We start from the raw sequence: 16,194 nt of genomic DNA on the forward strand, positions 1-16,194 counted from the left end.
TCGCTGGACTTGCGCACCCTAGAAGTTCTCCTTGTGCTCGTTGTCCTTTGCTTCCTGCTCGTGGTGCTTCTGATCTTCCCCTTTCAACCGCGTGCCGCCGTGCTCCTTTCTACTCCTTCGGCAAGCGATCACGCCGGAGCGGCGGCGGCCTCGGCGACGCGGGCCGATTCGGGCACTGCCGGCCACACGGTCTTGGCCAGCAATTCATCGTTCCAATCGAAGGCGAGCGCGCCGTTCTTCACCAGCAGCGAAACGAAATTGAACACATTGCGCGCGTACATCTCGCTTGCATGCAGCGCGCCGCTGCTGGCGAGGTTGAGCGGGCCGGCAATGGTCACGCCATTGCTGTCGATCGTCTCGCCGGGCTTGGTCAACTCGCAATTGCCGCCGGTCTCGGCGGCGAGGTCGACGATCACGCTGCCCGGCTTCATCCCTTCCACCATCGCGGCGGAGATGATCTTCGGCGCCGGACGCCCCGGCACCGCGGCGGTGCAGACGATCACGTCGATGCCCTTCAGATGCTCGGCGAGCCGGCGCTGCTGCTCGGCGCGCTCCTCGTCGGTGAGCTGGCGCGCGTAGCCGCCCTCGCCCGCGGCGCTCACGCCGAGGTCGAGGAACTTGCCGCCCAGCGATTCGATCTGCTCGCGCGTTTCCGGGCGCACATCGAAGCATTCCACCTGCGCGCCGAGCCGCTTCGCCGTCGCCACCGCCTGCAGACCGGCGACGCCCGCGCCCACGATCAGTACCTTCGACGGCCGGATCGTGCCGGCGGCGGTGGTCAGCATCGGGAAGAAGCGCGGCGCCAGCTGCGCGCCGATCAGCACCGCCTTGTAGCCGGCCATGCCGGCCTGCGAACTCAGCACATCCATCGCCTGCGCGCGCGTGGTGCGCGGCAGCCGCTCGAGCGGGAAGGCCAGGATGCCCTTCGCGCGCAACGCGTCGGCGCGCGCGGGATTGGCATCGGGTTGCAGGCTGCCGATCAGCACCGCCCCTTGCTTCAGCGTCGCGATCGTCTCGGGCGGCGGCGCTTGCACGCACAGCACCAGATCCGCATCGGCCAGCGCCGCCGCATCGACCAGCTCCGCGCCGGCCTCCGCGTAGGCCTGATCGGCGATGCTCGCGCCCGCGCCCAGGCCCCGCTCGGCACGCACGCGCGCACCGGTGGCCACCAGCTTCTTGCAGGTTTCCGGCGTCAATGCCACGCGGCGTTCACCCGGCGCGGTTTCACGCACAGCTGCGATCAGTACCGTTCCAGTCTGGACGACTCCGGTTTCCACTGCCATGCAACGCTCCGCTGGGGGGTTTGCCCTCATCCTAGCGAATCGGATCGGCCCCCGCGATGTCCCGGTGGCAGAATAGGAACTCGTTTTATCCGAAACCATCGTACTTAAATAGGCTCACCCCCACGTGACCCCACTCGAAGTCCTCGACGCCCGCCGCTCCGTTCCCGCCAAGCAACTCGGCGAACCCGGGCCGGACGCCCCCACCCTGCTGCGCATGCTGCGATCGGCCGTGCGCGTTCCCGATCATGGCAAGCGCGTGCCATTCCGCTTCCTGCGCATCAGCGGCGATGCGCGCCAGGCGCTGGGCGAAGCGCTGGTCGCGCGCACGCTGGAACTCCAGCCCGACGCGCCCGAAAGCGCGATCGACAAGGATCGCCACCGTTTCTCGCACGCGCCGCTGGTGATCGCGGTCGTCGCCGTGTTCGATGCCGACGACACCCAGATTCCCGAACAGGAACGTCTGCTCAGCGCCGGCTCGGTCTGCTTCGCCCTGCTGCAGGCGGCGCAGGCACTGGGTTTCGGCGCCAGCTGGCTGACCGGCTGGCCGGCTTACGACGCCAAGATCCTGCAACTGCTCGGACTCGGCCCGCAGGAGCGCATCACCGGCTTCGTCCACATCGGCACGCCGAAGCTGGAGGCGCCGGAGCGCGAGCGTCCTGATCCGAGCTCGCTATTGAGTGATTGGGTGAGCGACCGCGCTTAACCGATGCCCTATCGGCTGCGGTCGCGAACGCCCGGCCATGAATGGCCGGGCCGGGCGCTCCGAAGACGGAAAGTTGCGCCACGGACGGCATCCGAGTCTTATTGCCGATTATGAAGAAGCCGCTGCATCTGATCGACGCCAGCCTGTACGTCTTCCGCGCCTGGCATTCGATGCCGGACGAGTTCCACGATGCCGACGGCTGGCCGACCAATGCGGTGCACGGCTTCGCGCGCTTCCTGATCGAACTGCTCGAACGCGAGCGCCCGCGCCACATCGTGGTCGCCTTCGACGAAGCCCTCGACAGCTGCTTCCGTAATGCGCTCTATCCCGCCTACAAGGCCAATCGCGCACCGGCACCGCCGGAACTCAAGCGCCAGTTCGCCTACTGCAAGGCGCTGTGCGACGCGCTCGGACTGGTCGTGCTGGCGCACAGCGACTACGAAGCCGACGATCTCATCGGCAGCGCGCTGCATGTCGCGCGCGACCATGGCCACCGCGGCATCATCGTCTCGGCCGACAAGGATTTGTCGCAGCTGCTGTTCGAACATGACGAGCAATGGGACTTCGCCCGCGGCCAACGCTGGGGCATGGCCGGCGTCAAGGCGCGCCACGGCGTGGAAGCACATCAGATCGCCGACTACCTCGCACTGAGCGGCGACGCCATCGACAACATCCCTGGCGTCCCCGGCATCGGCGCCAAGACCGCGGCCGTGCTGCTCGCCCACTTCGGCAGCCTCGACGCCCTGCTCGAACGCATCGACGAAGTGCCGTACCTGCGATTCCGCGGCGCCGCGCAGGCGGCGATCAAGCTGCGGCAGCATCGCGAGCAGGCGTTGCTGTGCCGGCAGCTTTCCACCATCGCGCTCGACGCCCCCCTGACCGGTTTCATGCCACCGTTCCTGCGTAACCAGGCCGATGCCGCCACCCTGATCGCGCTCTGCGAGGCGATGCGTTTCGGCCCGCTGACGCGCAAACGATTGCAAGCCGTGACCGACGTCGACTTAACGGCGTCATCGAATCCGTCGTAGCATCACGCAACCAAATTTTGCTCGACATCCCATGACCGACACCCCTGAAATCCTCTACCAGGGCGAATGGCTTCGCCTGGTGAAACGCGACCACTGGGAATCCTGCGAACGCACGCATGGCAAAGACGGCCTGGCCGTACTCGTCATCGCGGTGACGCCGGATGACCACGTCCTGTTCGTCGAACAGTACCGCGTGCCGCTCGGCGCCAGGACCATCGAGATGCCGGCCGGACTGGTCGGCGACGACGACGCCGAGGACACCCTGGAAGACGCCGCCCGCCGCGAACTGGTCGAGGAAACCGGCTGGGAGGCCGGCCGCGTCGACGTCCTGCTGATCGGCCCGACCTCGGCCGGCATGAGCAACGAACGCATCGCCTTCGCGCGCGCCCGCGATCTGAAGAAAGTCGGCGAAGGCGGCGGCGTCGGCAGCGAGAACATCACCGTCCACAGCGTGCCGCGCGCGAGCGCGCCCGCGTGGCTGATGCGCAAGCACGCCGAAGGCTTCGAGCTGGATCTCAAGCTCTGGGCCGGGCTGTGGATGATCGAGCACAATCCGGATGGTTCGCCGGCGATCTGAAACGCTTCACTCCGTCGAACGAAAGACCGGACTTCACGAACACCGCACGGCATCCACCGTGCGGTGGCGCCATCCTCAATCCCGCATCTGCTCCAGTTCCATGCCCTTGGTCTCGCGTACCGCGGCAAGCACGAACGCGAACGAGAGCAGCGCGAACGCCGCATAGAGACCATAGGCGAAGCTGAGGCCTATCTCGGCCAGCTTCGGGAACGTTGCAGTGATCGCAAAGTTGGCCAGCCACTGCGCGGCCGCCGCCACCGCGAGCGCGATGGCGCGGATGCGGTTGGGGAACATCTCACCCAGCAACACCCACACCACCGGTCCCCAGCTCACACCGAAGAAGATCACGTAGAGATTGGCGGCGACGAGGGCGACAGGCCCCCACGGATGCGGCAACTGGATGTCGGCACCACCGCCCGCCGCCTGCGAGAAACACCACGCCATCACCGCCAGCGTGATCGTCATGCCGGCCGAACCGATGATGAGCAGCGGCTTGCGGCCGATGCGATCGACCAGCGCGATCGCGACCAGTGTCACCAGCACGTTGGTGATCGAGGTGGCGACGGTGATCTTGAACGAATCGGCTTCGCTGAAGCCGACCGAATGCCACAGCGTCGACGAGTAGTAGAAGATCACGTTGATGCCGACGAACTGCTGGAACACCGACAGCAGGATGCCGATCCACACCACCGGCAGCAGTCCGCCACCGGCCTTGCGCAGATCGCTCAGGCGGGGTCGATGCTCCGAGCGCAGACTGGCATCGATCTCGTCGACCTTGTGGTGAAGCGCCTCATCGTCGGTCAGGCTCAGCACCTGCCGCAACACGCCAGCGGCCGCGGTCTTCTCGCCCTTCGCCACCAGATAGCGCGGCGATTCGGGAACGCGCAACACCAGCAATCCATACACCACCGCCGGCAACGCGGCGACGAGGAACATCCACCGCCACGCATTCAAACCAAACCACAACGGCTGCGCCGCGCCGCCGGCCAGATGCGCGAGCAGCGCATCCGAAGCCAGCGCGACGAAGATGCCGAGCACGATGGCGAGCTGCTGCAGCGAACCGAGCCGCCCGCGCACGTGCGCGGGAGAGATTTCGGCGATGTACGCCGGCGCGATCACCGAAGCGATGCCCACGCCCATGCCGCCGACCAGGCGCCAGAACACCAGATCCCAGACGCCGAACACCAGCCCCGAGCCCACCGCGCTCACGGTCAACGCCACCGCCGCCACCTGCATGGTGCGCACGCGACCCCAGCGGTCGGCGAGCGGCCCGGCATACCAGGCGCCAATGGCCGAGCCCAGTAGCGCGCACGACACCGCGAAGCCGATCAGCGTCGCGTCGAGCTTGAAATCACCGCGGATCGCGTCGACCGCGCCATTGATGACCGCGGTATCGAAACCGAACAGGAATCCGCCGAGCGCCGCGACCGCGGCGATGGCGACGACACGAGCATTGGTACGCGCCAAAGGCGATGTCGCAACTGCATTCACGGTGATTCTCCTACGGGCCTCGGCCCACTGAGAACGCCACCTGCGTTCGCGCCGAACGTTACCGGGTTATCGGCCGGACGTCATCGCATACGTATGCGCCGCGGGCAGGCGGTCACGCAAACCGGTCGGTCGCCCGAACCAGCGCGTCAACGTTCTCCGCCTCGAAAGCGGAATGGCCGGACGCGGGCGTGATGGTCAACTGCGACTTCGGCCACGCTTTGTGCAACTCCCAGGCGCTCTGCACCGGGCAGACCACGTCGTAGCGACCGTGCACGATGACGCCCGGGATGTCGGCGATCTTGTGCGCATCGCGCAGCAGCTGATCCTCCACCTCGAAGAAGCCGCCATTGACGAAGTAATGGTTCTCGATGCGGGCGAAGGCGAGTGCGAATCTGGCGTCTTCGTGCCCCGTGACGAAATCCTGGTCGACGTGCAGGAAGGACGTCGCGCCCTCCCACACGCTCCATGCGCGCGCGGCGGCCAGCCGCACGGATTCGTCTTCGCTGGTCAGGCGGCGATGGAAGGCGGAAATCAGGTCATGACGCTCGACCGCGGGGATGGCGGTGATGTAGTGCTCCCACGCATCCGGGAACAGCCGCGACGCGCCTTCCTGGTAGAACCATTCCAGCTCCCAGCGGCGCAGCATAAAGATGCCACGCAGCACCAGTTCGGTCACGTGTTGCGGATACGTCTGCGCGTAGGCGAGCGCCAGCGTCGAACCCCATGAGCCGCCGAACACCTGCCATTGCTCGATACCGAGCTTGACGCGCAGCTTCTCGATATCGGCGACCAGATCCCAGGTGGTGTTGTCGACCAGATCGGCATGCGGCGTCGAACGTCCGCTGCCGCGCTGGTCGAACAGCACGATGCGGTACTTCGACGCATCGTGGAAGCGGCGCATCTTGGCGCTGCAGCCCGCGCCGGGGCCGCCATGCAGCAACACCACCGGCTTGCCGTTCGGATTGCCGCATTGTTCGTAGTAGAGCGTGTGGCGATCGTCGACCTGGAGCGTTCCAGTGTCATAGGGTTCGATGTCGGGATACAGGTCGCGCATGCGGCACCTTCGATCAGGGATTGTCGGAGTGTAATGGATGACAGGTAATGAATGAGGAAAGCCATTGCTCGTCATTCCGCGAAAGCGGGAATGACGAGCGGAAGAGATCGATCACTCCTTTCACCCGTCGCTCAAACGCGAACCCGCCCTATCGTCACCCGATCGCGGGCTTCCAGGTCGCGCAACGTGGAGACATCGACGAATCCAGCCGCGATCAACAGCGCGCGCACCGACTCGCCCTGCTCGTATCCATGCTCCAGCAACAACCAGCCGCCAGGCCGCAAATGCTCCGGCGCATCACGAGCGATGACGCGGATGGCGTCGAGGCCGTCCGTGCCCGAAGACAATGCGAGCCGCGGCTCGTAACGCAAATCGCCTTCGCGCAGATGCGGATCGTCTTCCGCGATATAAGGCGGATTGCTGACGACGACGTCGAATTTTTCGCCAGCCAGCGACGAGAACCAGTCGCCGCGACGGAATTCCACATTGCGGATTTCGTGGCCATGCGCATTGGCGAGCGCCAGTGCCAGCGCGTCCTCACTGACGTCGACCGCGATCACGTGCGCGCGCTTGCGCTCGCTCGCAAGCGCAAGCGCGATCGCTCCGGTCCCGGTGCCAAGATCGGCGATGCGCGCTTCGCGATCCGCCGGGATGCGTTCGAGCGCGGCTTCGACCAGCAATTCGGTTTCCGGGCGAGGAATCAGAGCCGAGGCCGTGGTTTCCAACTCCAGCGTCCAGAAACCACGCCTTCCCGTCAGATAGGCGATGGGTTCGCCGGCCTCGCGTCGTGACAGCAGGGTCTGGAAGCGCTCCAGCACCCCCCCCTCGATCGCATCATCGCCATGCGTGTAGAGCCAAGCACGGTCGTAAGCGCGCAGCGCGTGCAGCAGCAACAGCTCCGCCTCGGCGGGCTCGATGCGTGCACGCGCTTCGCGCAGGCAGGCAGTGATCGTCGGTGTCGCGATGTGCCTGCCCTCGCTTATTTGCCCGCGAACGTCGGCGCCTTGCCCGCGCGCGCGTCCACCTGCGCGGCGCAGAGCTCGACTCCCTCGATGGCCTGCGTCAACGCACGCGGGCCGCCTTCGATGGTTTCCATGCGCTTGGCGAACTTGGTCTGCAATTCCTGTGCCTCCTCGCGGCTGCACATGCCCATCGCGTAGAGATCGAGCAGACGCGCACCCGCTGGCGCCAGCTTGGCTTCCAGCGTCTTGAAATTGCCGTCGAGCCACTGCCGCAGCGCGATGCGGGTTTCGGGTTTCTCGCCCTGGCCCATGAGGATGTCGGGAATCTCGTTCCTGCGCAGCAAGCCTGCCTCGAGCGCCAGCGCGCGTGCGCGTTCGGCCAGTTGCGGATCACGCGAACTGCCGAGCGCGGCGGCCAGATCGCCGCGCAGTTCTGGATCCTGCGTCGCGCGCAGATGCTGTTCGGCGGAATCGAATGCCGCCTTGCCGCCGTCCTGCACCGCCACGGTCATGGCGAGGCCGCGGATGTCGCGCGGCGCGGCATCGGGCTTCAGCTTGCCGTCGCCGTCCAGACCGAGCACGGCGCGCCCTTGCGTGGCGAGCTGTTTGCGGACCGCCGCATCGTCGAGCGTGCGCGCGAAGAAGCCGATCAGCCTGCTGCGCAGGATGCGGGTATCGTCGGCTTCCTTGCCCTGGAACGACGTTCCCAACTTCTCCAGGCGTGGCCGGTAGATGTCGGCGATGCCGGCGCGGAATGCCGCGCGGGAGGCGTCATCCTTGAACAGGCGTTCGTCCATCCACCTGACCTCGCCCATTCCCGTCGTCACCGTCTGACGCACGTCGGCGTTCGCGAATTGCGGCAGCGTCTTGACCAGATCGCTCGGCGTGAGATCACCCGCGTCGTAAGCGGCGATGGCCGAGTCGGCGAACATGCGCTGCTCGCGTTGATCGAGCTTCGCGAAGGCGCCGGACAGCGCCTGCTGCAGCTTCGGCGCGAGCGAGAAACGGTAGTAGCCATCGCCGTGCGCGTTCGGCATCACCCAGGCCGGACAGCTTTGTGCTTGCTTGAGTTCGACACGCGTCTGCGCCTCGGTCACCAGCGTGCATTCCTCACGCACGGCGTTGCCGTCGGCGTAGCGCACGCACAGGGGAATGCCCCATGTCTGATCACGGCTCGCGCTCGAACCGAGCGGCAGATAGCGCTGCTGCTGCACCGTGATCGCGGGCTTGCCCGCGCCGCAGGCCAGATCGACCTTCACGAACGGCACGCCAGGCTGATCGATGAAGCTGGCGAAAGCCTTGGCGACGCGCTCGGGCTCCTTGCTCTGCTCGGCCACCGACTGGATCAGCTCCGCGCTGGTGGCATTGCCGCGCGCATGCGCCTGCAGGTAGTTGCGCACGCCGTCGCGGAATTTGTCCTCGCCGATGTAGTGCTCGAACATGCCGAGCGTGGCCGCGCCCTTCTGATAGGTGATGCCGTCGAACGCGGACTGGATGTCGGTGAAATCCTTGATCGGCTCGTGGATGCGACGCGTGGTGGCGAGCCGGTCGGCGTCCATGGCTTCGATCACGCCTTCCAGCAGATCGCGATCGATGTGCGATTCGGGCCGGAGCTGGCCGTGGATTTTGTTGCCCATCCAGGTGGCGAAGCCCTCGTTGAGCCAGATGTCGTCCCACCAGCGCATCGTCACCAGATCACCGAACCACTGGTGCGCGAGTTCGTGCGCGCTGACACCCCAGTAGGCCTGGAGCAATCTCGCGCTGGAATTCTCGTCCGGGAACATCAGCACATCGCGATAGACGATCAGCCCCGCGTTCTCCATCGCGCCCGCCCAGAAATCCGGCGCGGCGACGTTGTCGAGCTTGTCGAACGGATACGGGATGCCGAAATAATCTTCCAGCCCCTTCACGATCGCCGGCGTGTGCTTGAGCGAATACGCCATGCGCGCACCCTGCCCCTTCGCGGCGATGCCGCGCAGCTTCAGCGGCGTGGTACGCGAGCCATTGGGCGCGATGTCGGGACCGACGGGGACATCCCAAGGACCGACCGCGAAGGCGATCAGATAGCTCGGCAAGGCTTCGGTGCGGCGGAACGTCACCTTCTTCCAACCGTCGGCCAGCTGTTCGGTCTTTTCCTCGGCCGTGTTCGCCACGGCGACGTCGTCCTTCGGCACGATCAGCGTGATGTCCCACGGCTGCTTGAAGCTCGGCTCGTCGAATCCGGGGAACGTGTTGCGCGCGCCCAGCGGTTCCATCTGCGTGACCACGTAGTCGCTGCCGTCCGGCTTGACGCGGTAGGCGCCTTGCAATTCACCGAACGGGGCGTCGTATGCAATCTCGATCGTCACCTTGCCCGCCGGAATCTGTTCGCCCGCGCTGAGCTTGAGCACGCCGGAGACGTCGGCGTTCTCCGTCTTCAACGCGATGCGTTTGCCATCGGCGAGCACCGCCTCGGCCTTGTCGATCTTCAGATCGCGGCCATGCATCCAGATCGTGTCGGTCGCTTCCGCCACGTTCGCTTCGATGCGGGTCTTGCCGCTGAAGCGTTGCTGTTTCGGATCGAGCTTGAGTTCCAGTTGCACCAGCGACGGCACCACCGTGCGCGGCAGCGGTCCCTTGGGCACCTGATCGGCGGCATGGGCGATGCCGGCACAGGCCAGCAATGCACTCGTCAACGTACTGATCCGGAACGTTTTGCTGCGAAGCAGATGCATGGTCTGGCCTTGGCGGTAAAAGGCGCGAGCGTACGTCGGACAGGGGGATGCGGCATGTGTCGTTAGTTACATCGCACCCGCATCGTGCGGCTGCACCACCGATCGCACCATGCATCAGCCGTGCATTCTCTTTTTGCCACTTCGCCCGTGAACAATCCGGCGATGCTTGCGAGCCAGGCATGCCGTCAAATCGCTCGACAAGCAGCGGCATGCGATCGGCCACCATCGAGCTTCGCGCTCGCTGCGCACCCGGCGCCCTTCCGGACTGGCCAGCTCATGCGAAATAGAGCCCGACCCGGCACCCCGCCCCACATCCCACGCGAAATGTGCGAAAGCACAATCCGATTGTTTCAATAGGCAAAACCTATTGATAGTATATCTATTATCAATTTCACATATCGATAGGCACCGCCTAAGCTACTTCAACGCCGCGGCCAGACCCGGTGCCTCTCCCTCCCCCTTCACCCACCTGTAAAGGAACCTCGATGTCCCTGATCAATACCGAAGTGCAGCCGTTCAAGGCTACCGCCTACCACAACGGCGAGTTCGTCGAAGTCACCGATGCCTCGCTGAAGGGCAAGTGGTCCGTGTTCGTGTTCTACCCGGCTGACTTCACCTTCGTCTGCCCGACCGAGCTGGAAGACCTCGCCGATCATTACGACGAGTTCAAGAAGCTCGACGTCGAGGTCTACGGCGTCTCCACCGACACCCATTTCGCCCACAAGGCCTGGCACGACACCTCCGACGCGATCGGCAAGGTGAAGTACCCGCTGGTCGGCGATCCCACCGCCAAGCTGGCGCGCGCCTTCGACGTGCTGATCGAGGAAGAAGGCCTGGCCCTGCGCGGCACCTTCATCATCAACCCGGAAGGCGTGATCAAGACCGCCGAAATCCACGACAACGGCATCGGCCGCGACGCCAGCGAGCTGCTGCGCAAGATCAAGGCCGCGCAGTACGTCGCCTCGCATCCGGGTGAGGTTTGCCCGGCCAAGTGGAAGCAGGGCGAGAAGACCCTGAAGCCGTCGCTGGACCTGGTCGGCAAGATCTGAACCTGCAACACCGTGGCCGGAGCACGCTTCGGCCACGGACTCGCACCAAGCCCCCTCAGGTGCGAGTGAAGAGGCGCGAAGGCGGGCCGGTGCCGTCCCCCTCCCCCGCATCCCGCTCGTTCTTCGCCCCTCTTCACTCTCTCCTATCGCTTCGCGGCGTAATCCCCCCAGCCAGTCGAAGCCAACGCAAGATGGAATCCATCCCCATGCTCGACGCCGAACTCAAAACCCAGCTCAAGGCCTACCTCGAAAAGATCACGCAGCCGGTGGAACTGGTGGCCGCGCTCGACGAGAGCGAGAAATCGCACGAGATGCAGGCGCTGCTCGACGATCTGGTGGTGCTGTCGGACAAGATCACCCTGGTCGAACATCGCGGCGGCGACGTGCGCATTCCGTCGTTCTCGATCTCGCGTCCCGGCGAGGATCTCGGCATCTACTTCGCCGGCATTCCGCTCGGTCACGAGTTCACTTCGCTGGTGCTGGCGCTGCTGCACGTCGGCGGACATCCGTCCAAGGCGAGCGCCGAAGTCCTCGAGCAGATTCGCCATCTCGAAGGCGAGCACGTCTTTGAAACCTACATCTCGCTGTCCTGCCAGAACTGCCCGGACGTGGTGCAGGCGCTCAACCTGATGGCGGTGCTCAATCCGAACATCCGCCACGTCACCATCGACGGCGCGCTGTTCCAGGACGAGGTCGACGCGCGCGAAGTGATGTCGGTGCCGACCGTCTACCGCAACGGCCAACCATTCGGCCAGGGCCGCATGGGCGTGGAGGAAATCATCGCCAAGCTCGACACCGGCGCATCCAAGCGCGAGGCGGCGAAGATCGACGCGCGCGATCCCTTTGACGTGCTGATCGTCGGCGGCGGCCCGGCCGGTGCCGCGGCGGCCGTCTACGCCGCGCGCAAGGGCATCCGCACTGGCATCGCCGCGGAACGCTTCGGCGGCCAGGTGCTCGATACGCTCGGGATCGAGAACTTCATCTCGGTGCCGGAAACCGAAGGTCCGCATATGGCGGCGCAGCTCGAGCAGCACGTGCGCCAGTACGACGTCGACATCATGAATCTGCAGCGCGCGGAAGCACTCGTGCCCGGCCCGGACTACACGACGGTGAAGCTCGCCAACGGCGCGTCGCTGAAAGGCAAGACCGTGATCCTCTCCACCGGCGCGCGCTGGCGGCAGATGAACGTGCCCGGCGAGGAGCAGTACCGCAACAAGGGCGTGGCCTACTGCCCGCACTGTGATGGCCCACTGTTCAAGGGCAAGCGCGTGGCGGTGATCGGCGGCGGCAATTCCGGCGTGGAAGCGGCGATCGATCTCGCCGGTATCGTCCGGCACGTCACGCTGATCGAGTTCGATGCCCAGCTGCGCGCCGATGACGTGCTGCAGCGCAAGCTCAAGAGTCTCGGCAACGTCACCGTGATCACGTCGGGACAGACCACCGAAGTGCTCGGCGACGGCCAGCGCGTCAACGGCCTGATCTACAAGGATCGCGTCGGCGGCGATGCGCATCGCCTCGAACTGGAAGGCGTGTTCGTGCAGATCGGCCTGCTGCCCAACACCGAATGGCTGAAGGGCACGGTGGCGCTGTCCCCGCGCGGCGAGATCGAAGTCGATGCGCATGGCCGCACCTCGGTGCCGGGCGTGTTCGCGGCAGGCGATGCCACCACCACGCCGTACAAGCAGATCGTGATCGCGATGGGCGAAGGCTCCAAGGCGGCGCTGAGCGCGTTCGATCACCTGATTCGCACCACCGCGCCTGTGGAAACGGAAGCGGCGGCCGCCTGAACATGGCACGCATCGGAGGGATGCGGTTATGAATCTGCGCGATCTCAAATATCTCGTCGCCCTTGCCGATCACAAGCATTTCGGCAAGGCGGCGGCGGCGAGCTTCGTCAGCCAGCCGACGCTGTCGACGCAGATCCGGAAGCTGGAAGAAGAACTCGGCGTGGCGCTGGTCGAACGCGCGCCACGCAAGGTGATGCTGACCCCGGCCGGGCGCGACGTCGCCGAACGCGCGCGCCGTATCGTCGCCGACGTCGAACAGATGCGCGAAGCGGCGCGACGCAGCCAGGACCCGGAAGCGGGCACGGTGCGCCTGGGCATCTTCCCCACGCTCGGTCCGTATCTGCTGCCGCATGTCGTGCCGCTGATCCGCGCGCGTTTTCCGCAGCTTGAACTCTTGCTGGTCGAAGAAAAGAGCGACGTGCTGCTGACGCAACTGCGCGAAGGCCGTCTCGATGCCGCGCTGCTGGCACTGCCGCTGCACGACGATCAATTGCATACCGAATTCCTGTTCGAGGAACCGTTCCTGCTCGCGGTACCGGAATCGCATCCGCTGGCGCGGCAGGATTCGCTATTGCTGAAGGAACTGGCCAACCAGCGCCTTCTGCTGCTGGAGGATGGTCATTGCCTGCGCGAGCAGGCGCTGGATGTCTGCCATCTGTCCGGCGCCACCGAGAAGAGCGAGTTCCGCGCCACCAGCCTGGAAACGCTGCGGCAGATGGTTGCCGCCAACGTCGGCGTCACGCTGCTGCCGACACTGGCGGTGAAGCCGCCGGTGGCCCGATCGGAAAGCATCCATCTGCTGGGTTTCCGCGATTCCCATCCGAGCCGCGAGATCGCCATGATCTGGCGCAAGAGTTCGGCGATGGATGCGTTCCTGCGGCAGCTGGCCGAAGTTTTTCGCGATCTGCCGAAGGACTTGCTCGAAGAACCGACGAAAGCGCTGCCGGGACGCGCGGCTTAAAGCTCTGCCCTTCCGCGAAGCGGGATTGGCGTAATCCTCTCGCTCGTCATTCCGGCTTTCGCCGGAATGACAAGTAAAAGCGACAGACAGCTCAGGCTTCCAGCCCGATCTGACAACTCACGCCGGTACCACCCAATCCGCAGTAACCATGCGGATTCTTCGACAGATATTGCTGGTGGTCGTCCTCGGCGTAATAGAACGTCGGCGCGGGGAACACGATTTCCGTCGTGATCTCGCCATAACCGGCTTCACTCAGCCTGCGCTGATAGGCGTCACGACTGGCGACAGCGGCGTCGTACTGCGCCTGCGTCTCGCAATAGATCGCGGAACGATACTGGGTGCCGGCGTCGTTGCCCTGGCGCATGCCCTGGGTGGGATCGTGGTTCTCCCAGAACACCTTGAGCAGATCGTCGAAGGACACCTTCGCCTCGTCGTACACCACCAGCACCACTTCGGCGTGGCCGGTTTCGCCGCTGCACACTTCGCGGTACGTGGCGTTTGGGGTGTAGCCGCCGGCATAGCCGACCGCCGTGGTGTCCACGCCGGGAATCGACCAGAACTTGCGTTCGGCGCCCCAGAAGCAGCCCATGCCGAACTGCACGCGGCTCAGTCCGGCGAAATCGCCGCGCAGCGGACGTCCGTGAATGTGGTGAGCGTTGTGCAGCGGCATTTCGCTGCTGCGTCCCGGCAGCGCCTTATTGGGTTGCGGCATGCGTTGCTTGTAGGCACCAATTCCGAACATGGTCGGCTCCGCGGAGGGGGGACGAACACAATCTGCGGCTGCGAGCGAAGGATTCAAGATGCCGCGGCACCCGAGTTGTGCGGGTGCATCAGGACGATCCGAACCGCTCTTGTAACCTAGCCGCGTCAGGGTATGCGGGGGGCGTGCCCGAGCCGCAACGCCGCCATCCAGCCCTGGAGTCCGCCATGCCCGCCGATCCGATGTTCCGCTCCCTTTCCCACCTCGCCGCCGGCCTGCTCGTGCTCGGCACCCTGCTCGCTCCCGTGGTCCATGCGGCGGATGAATTCGGCACCGACTGGGACGATCCGCGCACCGCCGATCCCGCCGTCGCGCGTCCGGATACGAAATCCTGCTCGGTGCAGATCGTCGATCACGGCTTCGACAATTTCGATCCCTATCTCAGCAGCATCGCGCCGCCACCGGGTTGCCCAGGCCCCTGGAACAAGATCGTGCTGGAGATGGACGGTGCGGTGAAGGGCGTGCAATACGACCGGATCTCGCACCTGGAGATCGGCGGTGTCACGGTGTTCCGCACCAGCACGCCCGAGCCCTCGCGCGAAGGCATCCAATGGCACGTGGAGAAGGACATCACCGCCTACGCGCCGCTGCTGAAAACGCCGCAACCCACGGCGATGTATCTCGGCAACGTCGTCAACGACACTTACACCGGCGTGATCTACGTGAAGGCGCGCGTGGTGTTCTACCAGGCCGACCGCAAGCATCCGGCCGCGCAGACGGCCGACGCGGTGCAGCCGCTCTCGGCGCCGCGCCGCGACGGCGCCGACCTGATCGGCGACTACGTGCTGCCGATCGATGCCGAACGCTGGCAGGCCGAGGTCTATGCCACGGGCTCCGGTGGCGGTTGCGAGGAATTCTGGTACTTCATCGCACCGACGAGCACTGGCTATTCCTGCCCGGGTCCGGGCCCGTATCGCGAAGTGCAGGTGCTGATCGACGGCCGCGTCGCCGGCATCGCCATGCCCTATCCGCACATCTACACCGGCGGCTGGTCGAATCCGTTCCTCTGGTACGTGATCCCCGCGCCGCGCGCCTTCAACATCGAACCGATCCGCTACGAACTCACGCCCTTCATCGGGCTGGTCAACGACGGTAAGCCGCACGAGATCCGCTTCCGCATCGCCGGACTCGACCCGAGCGCCAGCGGCTGGGAAATGCAGCCCAACCTGCAGGTCTGGCGCGATCCGCACGGCCGGCGCACGCAGGGCGGCCTGCTGACCTACAAGCTCGGCGACATGCAGAACGCGCCGGTGTTCAGCACCTTGCCCGACGGCCGCTCGCAGGTGGCCACGCGCGGCGGGCACCAGCTTGAAGTGAAGGGATGGCTGCGCGGCTCGCGCGGCTACCGGCTCGTCAGCGTCAAGCGCGCCGTCGGCAATACCAACACGCACACCTGGGACGAAGGCGAATACCACGACGGCGTGGTCGGCGACTGGAACGACACGTCGGTGGTCACCACCACCTTGCCGGGACGATTGCCGGAAGTCTCGACCGATGCGCAATCCTTCGGCTTCGACGGCATGATCAGCTTCGAGCCCGTCGCGGGCCAGAGCTACTACCGCATTACCACCCGGCTGAAGATCTACGACAAGGCCAACGCACTGGCCCTCGGCGGCGCTTCCCTGTTGCCACGTTGGCTGATCAAGGACAACAGCTTCGACGGCGAGGCGGGCTGGAATTACGGCGTGCCGCGCGACCAGCGCCATGCCATCGGGCATTCCACCCAGCGTCATCGCCACAGCAGCAATGCACTGCCCTGCTACGACCGCACGATCTCGCAACAGAACGGCTTCGTGAGCACCGACAGCAACGGCTGTCGCTGACG

13 protein-coding genes are annotated in these 16,194 nt (G+C 65.5%); 7 read left to right on the forward strand and 6 right to left on the reverse strand.

The features are described from left to right. Positions 1-128: 128 nt before the first annotated feature. Positions 129-1,283 (reverse strand): NAD(P) transhydrogenase subunit alpha, encoded by a 1,155-nt coding sequence (locus LG367_RS16415; RefSeq protein WP_226470347.1) that lies wholly within the window; start codon positions 1,281-1,283, stop codon positions 129-131. 124 nt (positions 1,284-1,407) lie between these two features. Between LG367_RS16415 and LG367_RS16420 the strand changes: the two genes are divergently transcribed. The 3 genes from LG367_RS16420 to LG367_RS16430 all read left to right on the forward strand — a co-directional run bounded on the left by LG367_RS16420 (position 1,408) and on the right by LG367_RS16430 (position 3,591). Then, the gene (locus LG367_RS16420) at positions 1,408-1,986 is read left to right on the forward strand and encodes a nitroreductase family protein (RefSeq protein ID WP_226470348.1); all 579 of its coding nucleotides are present in this window, start codon (positions 1,408-1,410) and stop codon (positions 1,984-1,986) included. Positions 1,987-2,096: 110 nt separating this feature from the next. Further along, complete coding sequence (locus LG367_RS16425; RefSeq protein ID WP_226470349.1) at positions 2,097-3,014, forward strand: 5'-3' exonuclease; 918 nt, start codon at positions 2,097-2,099, stop codon at positions 3,012-3,014. Positions 3,015-3,045: 31 nt separating this feature from the next. Next, the gene (locus LG367_RS16430; RefSeq protein ID WP_226470350.1) at positions 3,046-3,591 is read left to right on the forward strand and encodes an NUDIX hydrolase; all 546 of its coding nucleotides are present in this window, start codon (positions 3,046-3,048) and stop codon (positions 3,589-3,591) included. Positions 3,592-3,666: 75 nt separating this feature from the next. On the opposite strand, the gene LG367_RS16435 is transcribed toward LG367_RS16430, so the two are convergent. From LG367_RS16435 to LG367_RS16450, 4 genes are all read right to left on the reverse strand, one after another. Further along, positions 3,667-5,082 (reverse strand): sugar porter family MFS transporter, encoded by a 1,416-nt coding sequence (locus LG367_RS16435; protein ID WP_425490996.1) that lies wholly within the window; start codon positions 5,080-5,082, stop codon positions 3,667-3,669. 112 nt (positions 5,083-5,194) lie between these two features. Then, entirely contained in the window at positions 5,195-6,136 is a 942-nt protein-coding gene (gene pip / locus LG367_RS16440; RefSeq protein WP_226470351.1) for a prolyl aminopeptidase, read from the reverse strand. Positions 6,137-6,267: 131 nt separating this feature from the next. Next, complete coding sequence (prmC, locus tag LG367_RS16445) at positions 6,268-7,101, reverse strand: peptide chain release factor N(5)-glutamine methyltransferase (protein ID WP_226470401.1); 834 nt, start codon at positions 7,099-7,101, stop codon at positions 6,268-6,270. Positions 7,102-7,115: 14 nt separating this feature from the next. Then, the gene (locus LG367_RS16450) at positions 7,116-9,812 is read right to left on the reverse strand and encodes a M1 family metallopeptidase (RefSeq protein ID WP_226470352.1); all 2,697 of its coding nucleotides are present in this window, start codon (positions 9,810-9,812) and stop codon (positions 7,116-7,118) included. A 485-nt stretch (positions 9,813-10,297) separates the two neighbouring features. Between LG367_RS16450 and ahpC the strand changes: the two genes are divergently transcribed. From ahpC to LG367_RS16465, 3 genes are all read left to right on the forward strand, one after another. Further along, entirely contained in the window at positions 10,298-10,861 is a 564-nt protein-coding gene (ahpC, locus tag LG367_RS16455; protein ID WP_226470353.1) for an alkyl hydroperoxide reductase subunit C, read from the forward strand. Positions 10,862-11,067: 206 nt separating this feature from the next. Then, positions 11,068-12,648 carry an alkyl hydroperoxide reductase subunit F gene (ahpF, locus tag LG367_RS16460; RefSeq protein WP_226470402.1) on the forward strand — a complete coding sequence of 527 codons (1,581 nt, stop codon included), beginning with the start codon at positions 11,068-11,070 and terminating at the stop codon, positions 12,646-12,648. Between the two features lie 28 nt (positions 12,649-12,676). Beyond that, positions 12,677-13,609 (forward strand): LysR substrate-binding domain-containing protein, encoded by a 933-nt coding sequence (locus tag LG367_RS16465; protein ID WP_226470354.1) that lies wholly within the window; start codon positions 12,677-12,679, stop codon positions 13,607-13,609. Between the two features lie 91 nt (positions 13,610-13,700). Here the strand turns inward: LG367_RS16465 and msrA are convergent, their stop codons facing one another. After that, complete coding sequence (gene msrA / locus LG367_RS16470; RefSeq protein WP_226470355.1) at positions 13,701-14,351, reverse strand: peptide-methionine (S)-S-oxide reductase MsrA; 651 nt, start codon at positions 14,349-14,351, stop codon at positions 13,701-13,703. Positions 14,352-14,536: 185 nt separating this feature from the next. Here msrA and LG367_RS16475 point away from each other — a divergent pair, with 185 nt between their 5' ends. After that, positions 14,537-16,192: a peptide-N4-asparagine amidase gene (locus tag LG367_RS16475; RefSeq protein WP_226470356.1), complete on the forward strand. Its 1,656-nt coding sequence runs from the start codon at positions 14,537-14,539 to the stop codon at positions 16,190-16,192. Positions 16,193-16,194 lie beyond the last annotated feature (2 nt).

This window comes from Luteimonas panaciterrae, assembly GCF_020511115.1.
Classification (GTDB): Bacteria; Pseudomonadota; Gammaproteobacteria; order Xanthomonadales; family Xanthomonadaceae; genus Luteimonas; species Luteimonas panaciterrae.

Coding starts and splice junctions, on each gene's coding strand:
- LG367_RS16425 (WP_226470349.1), top strand. CDS start 2,097: ATGAAGAAGCCGCTGCATCTGATCGACGCCAGCCTGTACGTCTTCCGC.
- msrA (WP_226470355.1), bottom strand. CDS start 14,351: ATGTTCGGAATTGGTGCCTACAAGCAACGCATGCCGCAACCCAATAAG.
- LG367_RS16415 (WP_226470347.1), bottom strand. CDS start 1,283: ATGGCAGTGGAAACCGGAGTCGTCCAGACTGGAACGGTACTGATCGCA.
- ahpC (WP_226470353.1), top strand. CDS start 10,298: ATGTCCCTGATCAATACCGAAGTGCAGCCGTTCAAGGCTACCGCCTAC.
- LG367_RS16430 (WP_226470350.1), top strand. CDS start 3,046: ATGACCGACACCCCTGAAATCCTCTACCAGGGCGAATGGCTTCGCCTG.
- pip (WP_226470351.1), bottom strand. CDS start 6,136: ATGCGCGACCTGTATCCCGACATCGAACCCTATGACACTGGAACGCTC.
- ahpF (WP_226470402.1), top strand. CDS start 11,068: ATGCTCGACGCCGAACTCAAAACCCAGCTCAAGGCCTACCTCGAAAAG.
- LG367_RS16475 (WP_226470356.1), top strand. CDS start 14,537: ATGCCCGCCGATCCGATGTTCCGCTCCCTTTCCCACCTCGCCGCCGGC.
- LG367_RS16450 (WP_226470352.1), bottom strand. CDS start 9,812: ATGCATCTGCTTCGCAGCAAAACGTTCCGGATCAGTACGTTGACGAGT.
- LG367_RS16465 (WP_226470354.1), top strand. CDS start 12,677: ATGAATCTGCGCGATCTCAAATATCTCGTCGCCCTTGCCGATCACAAG.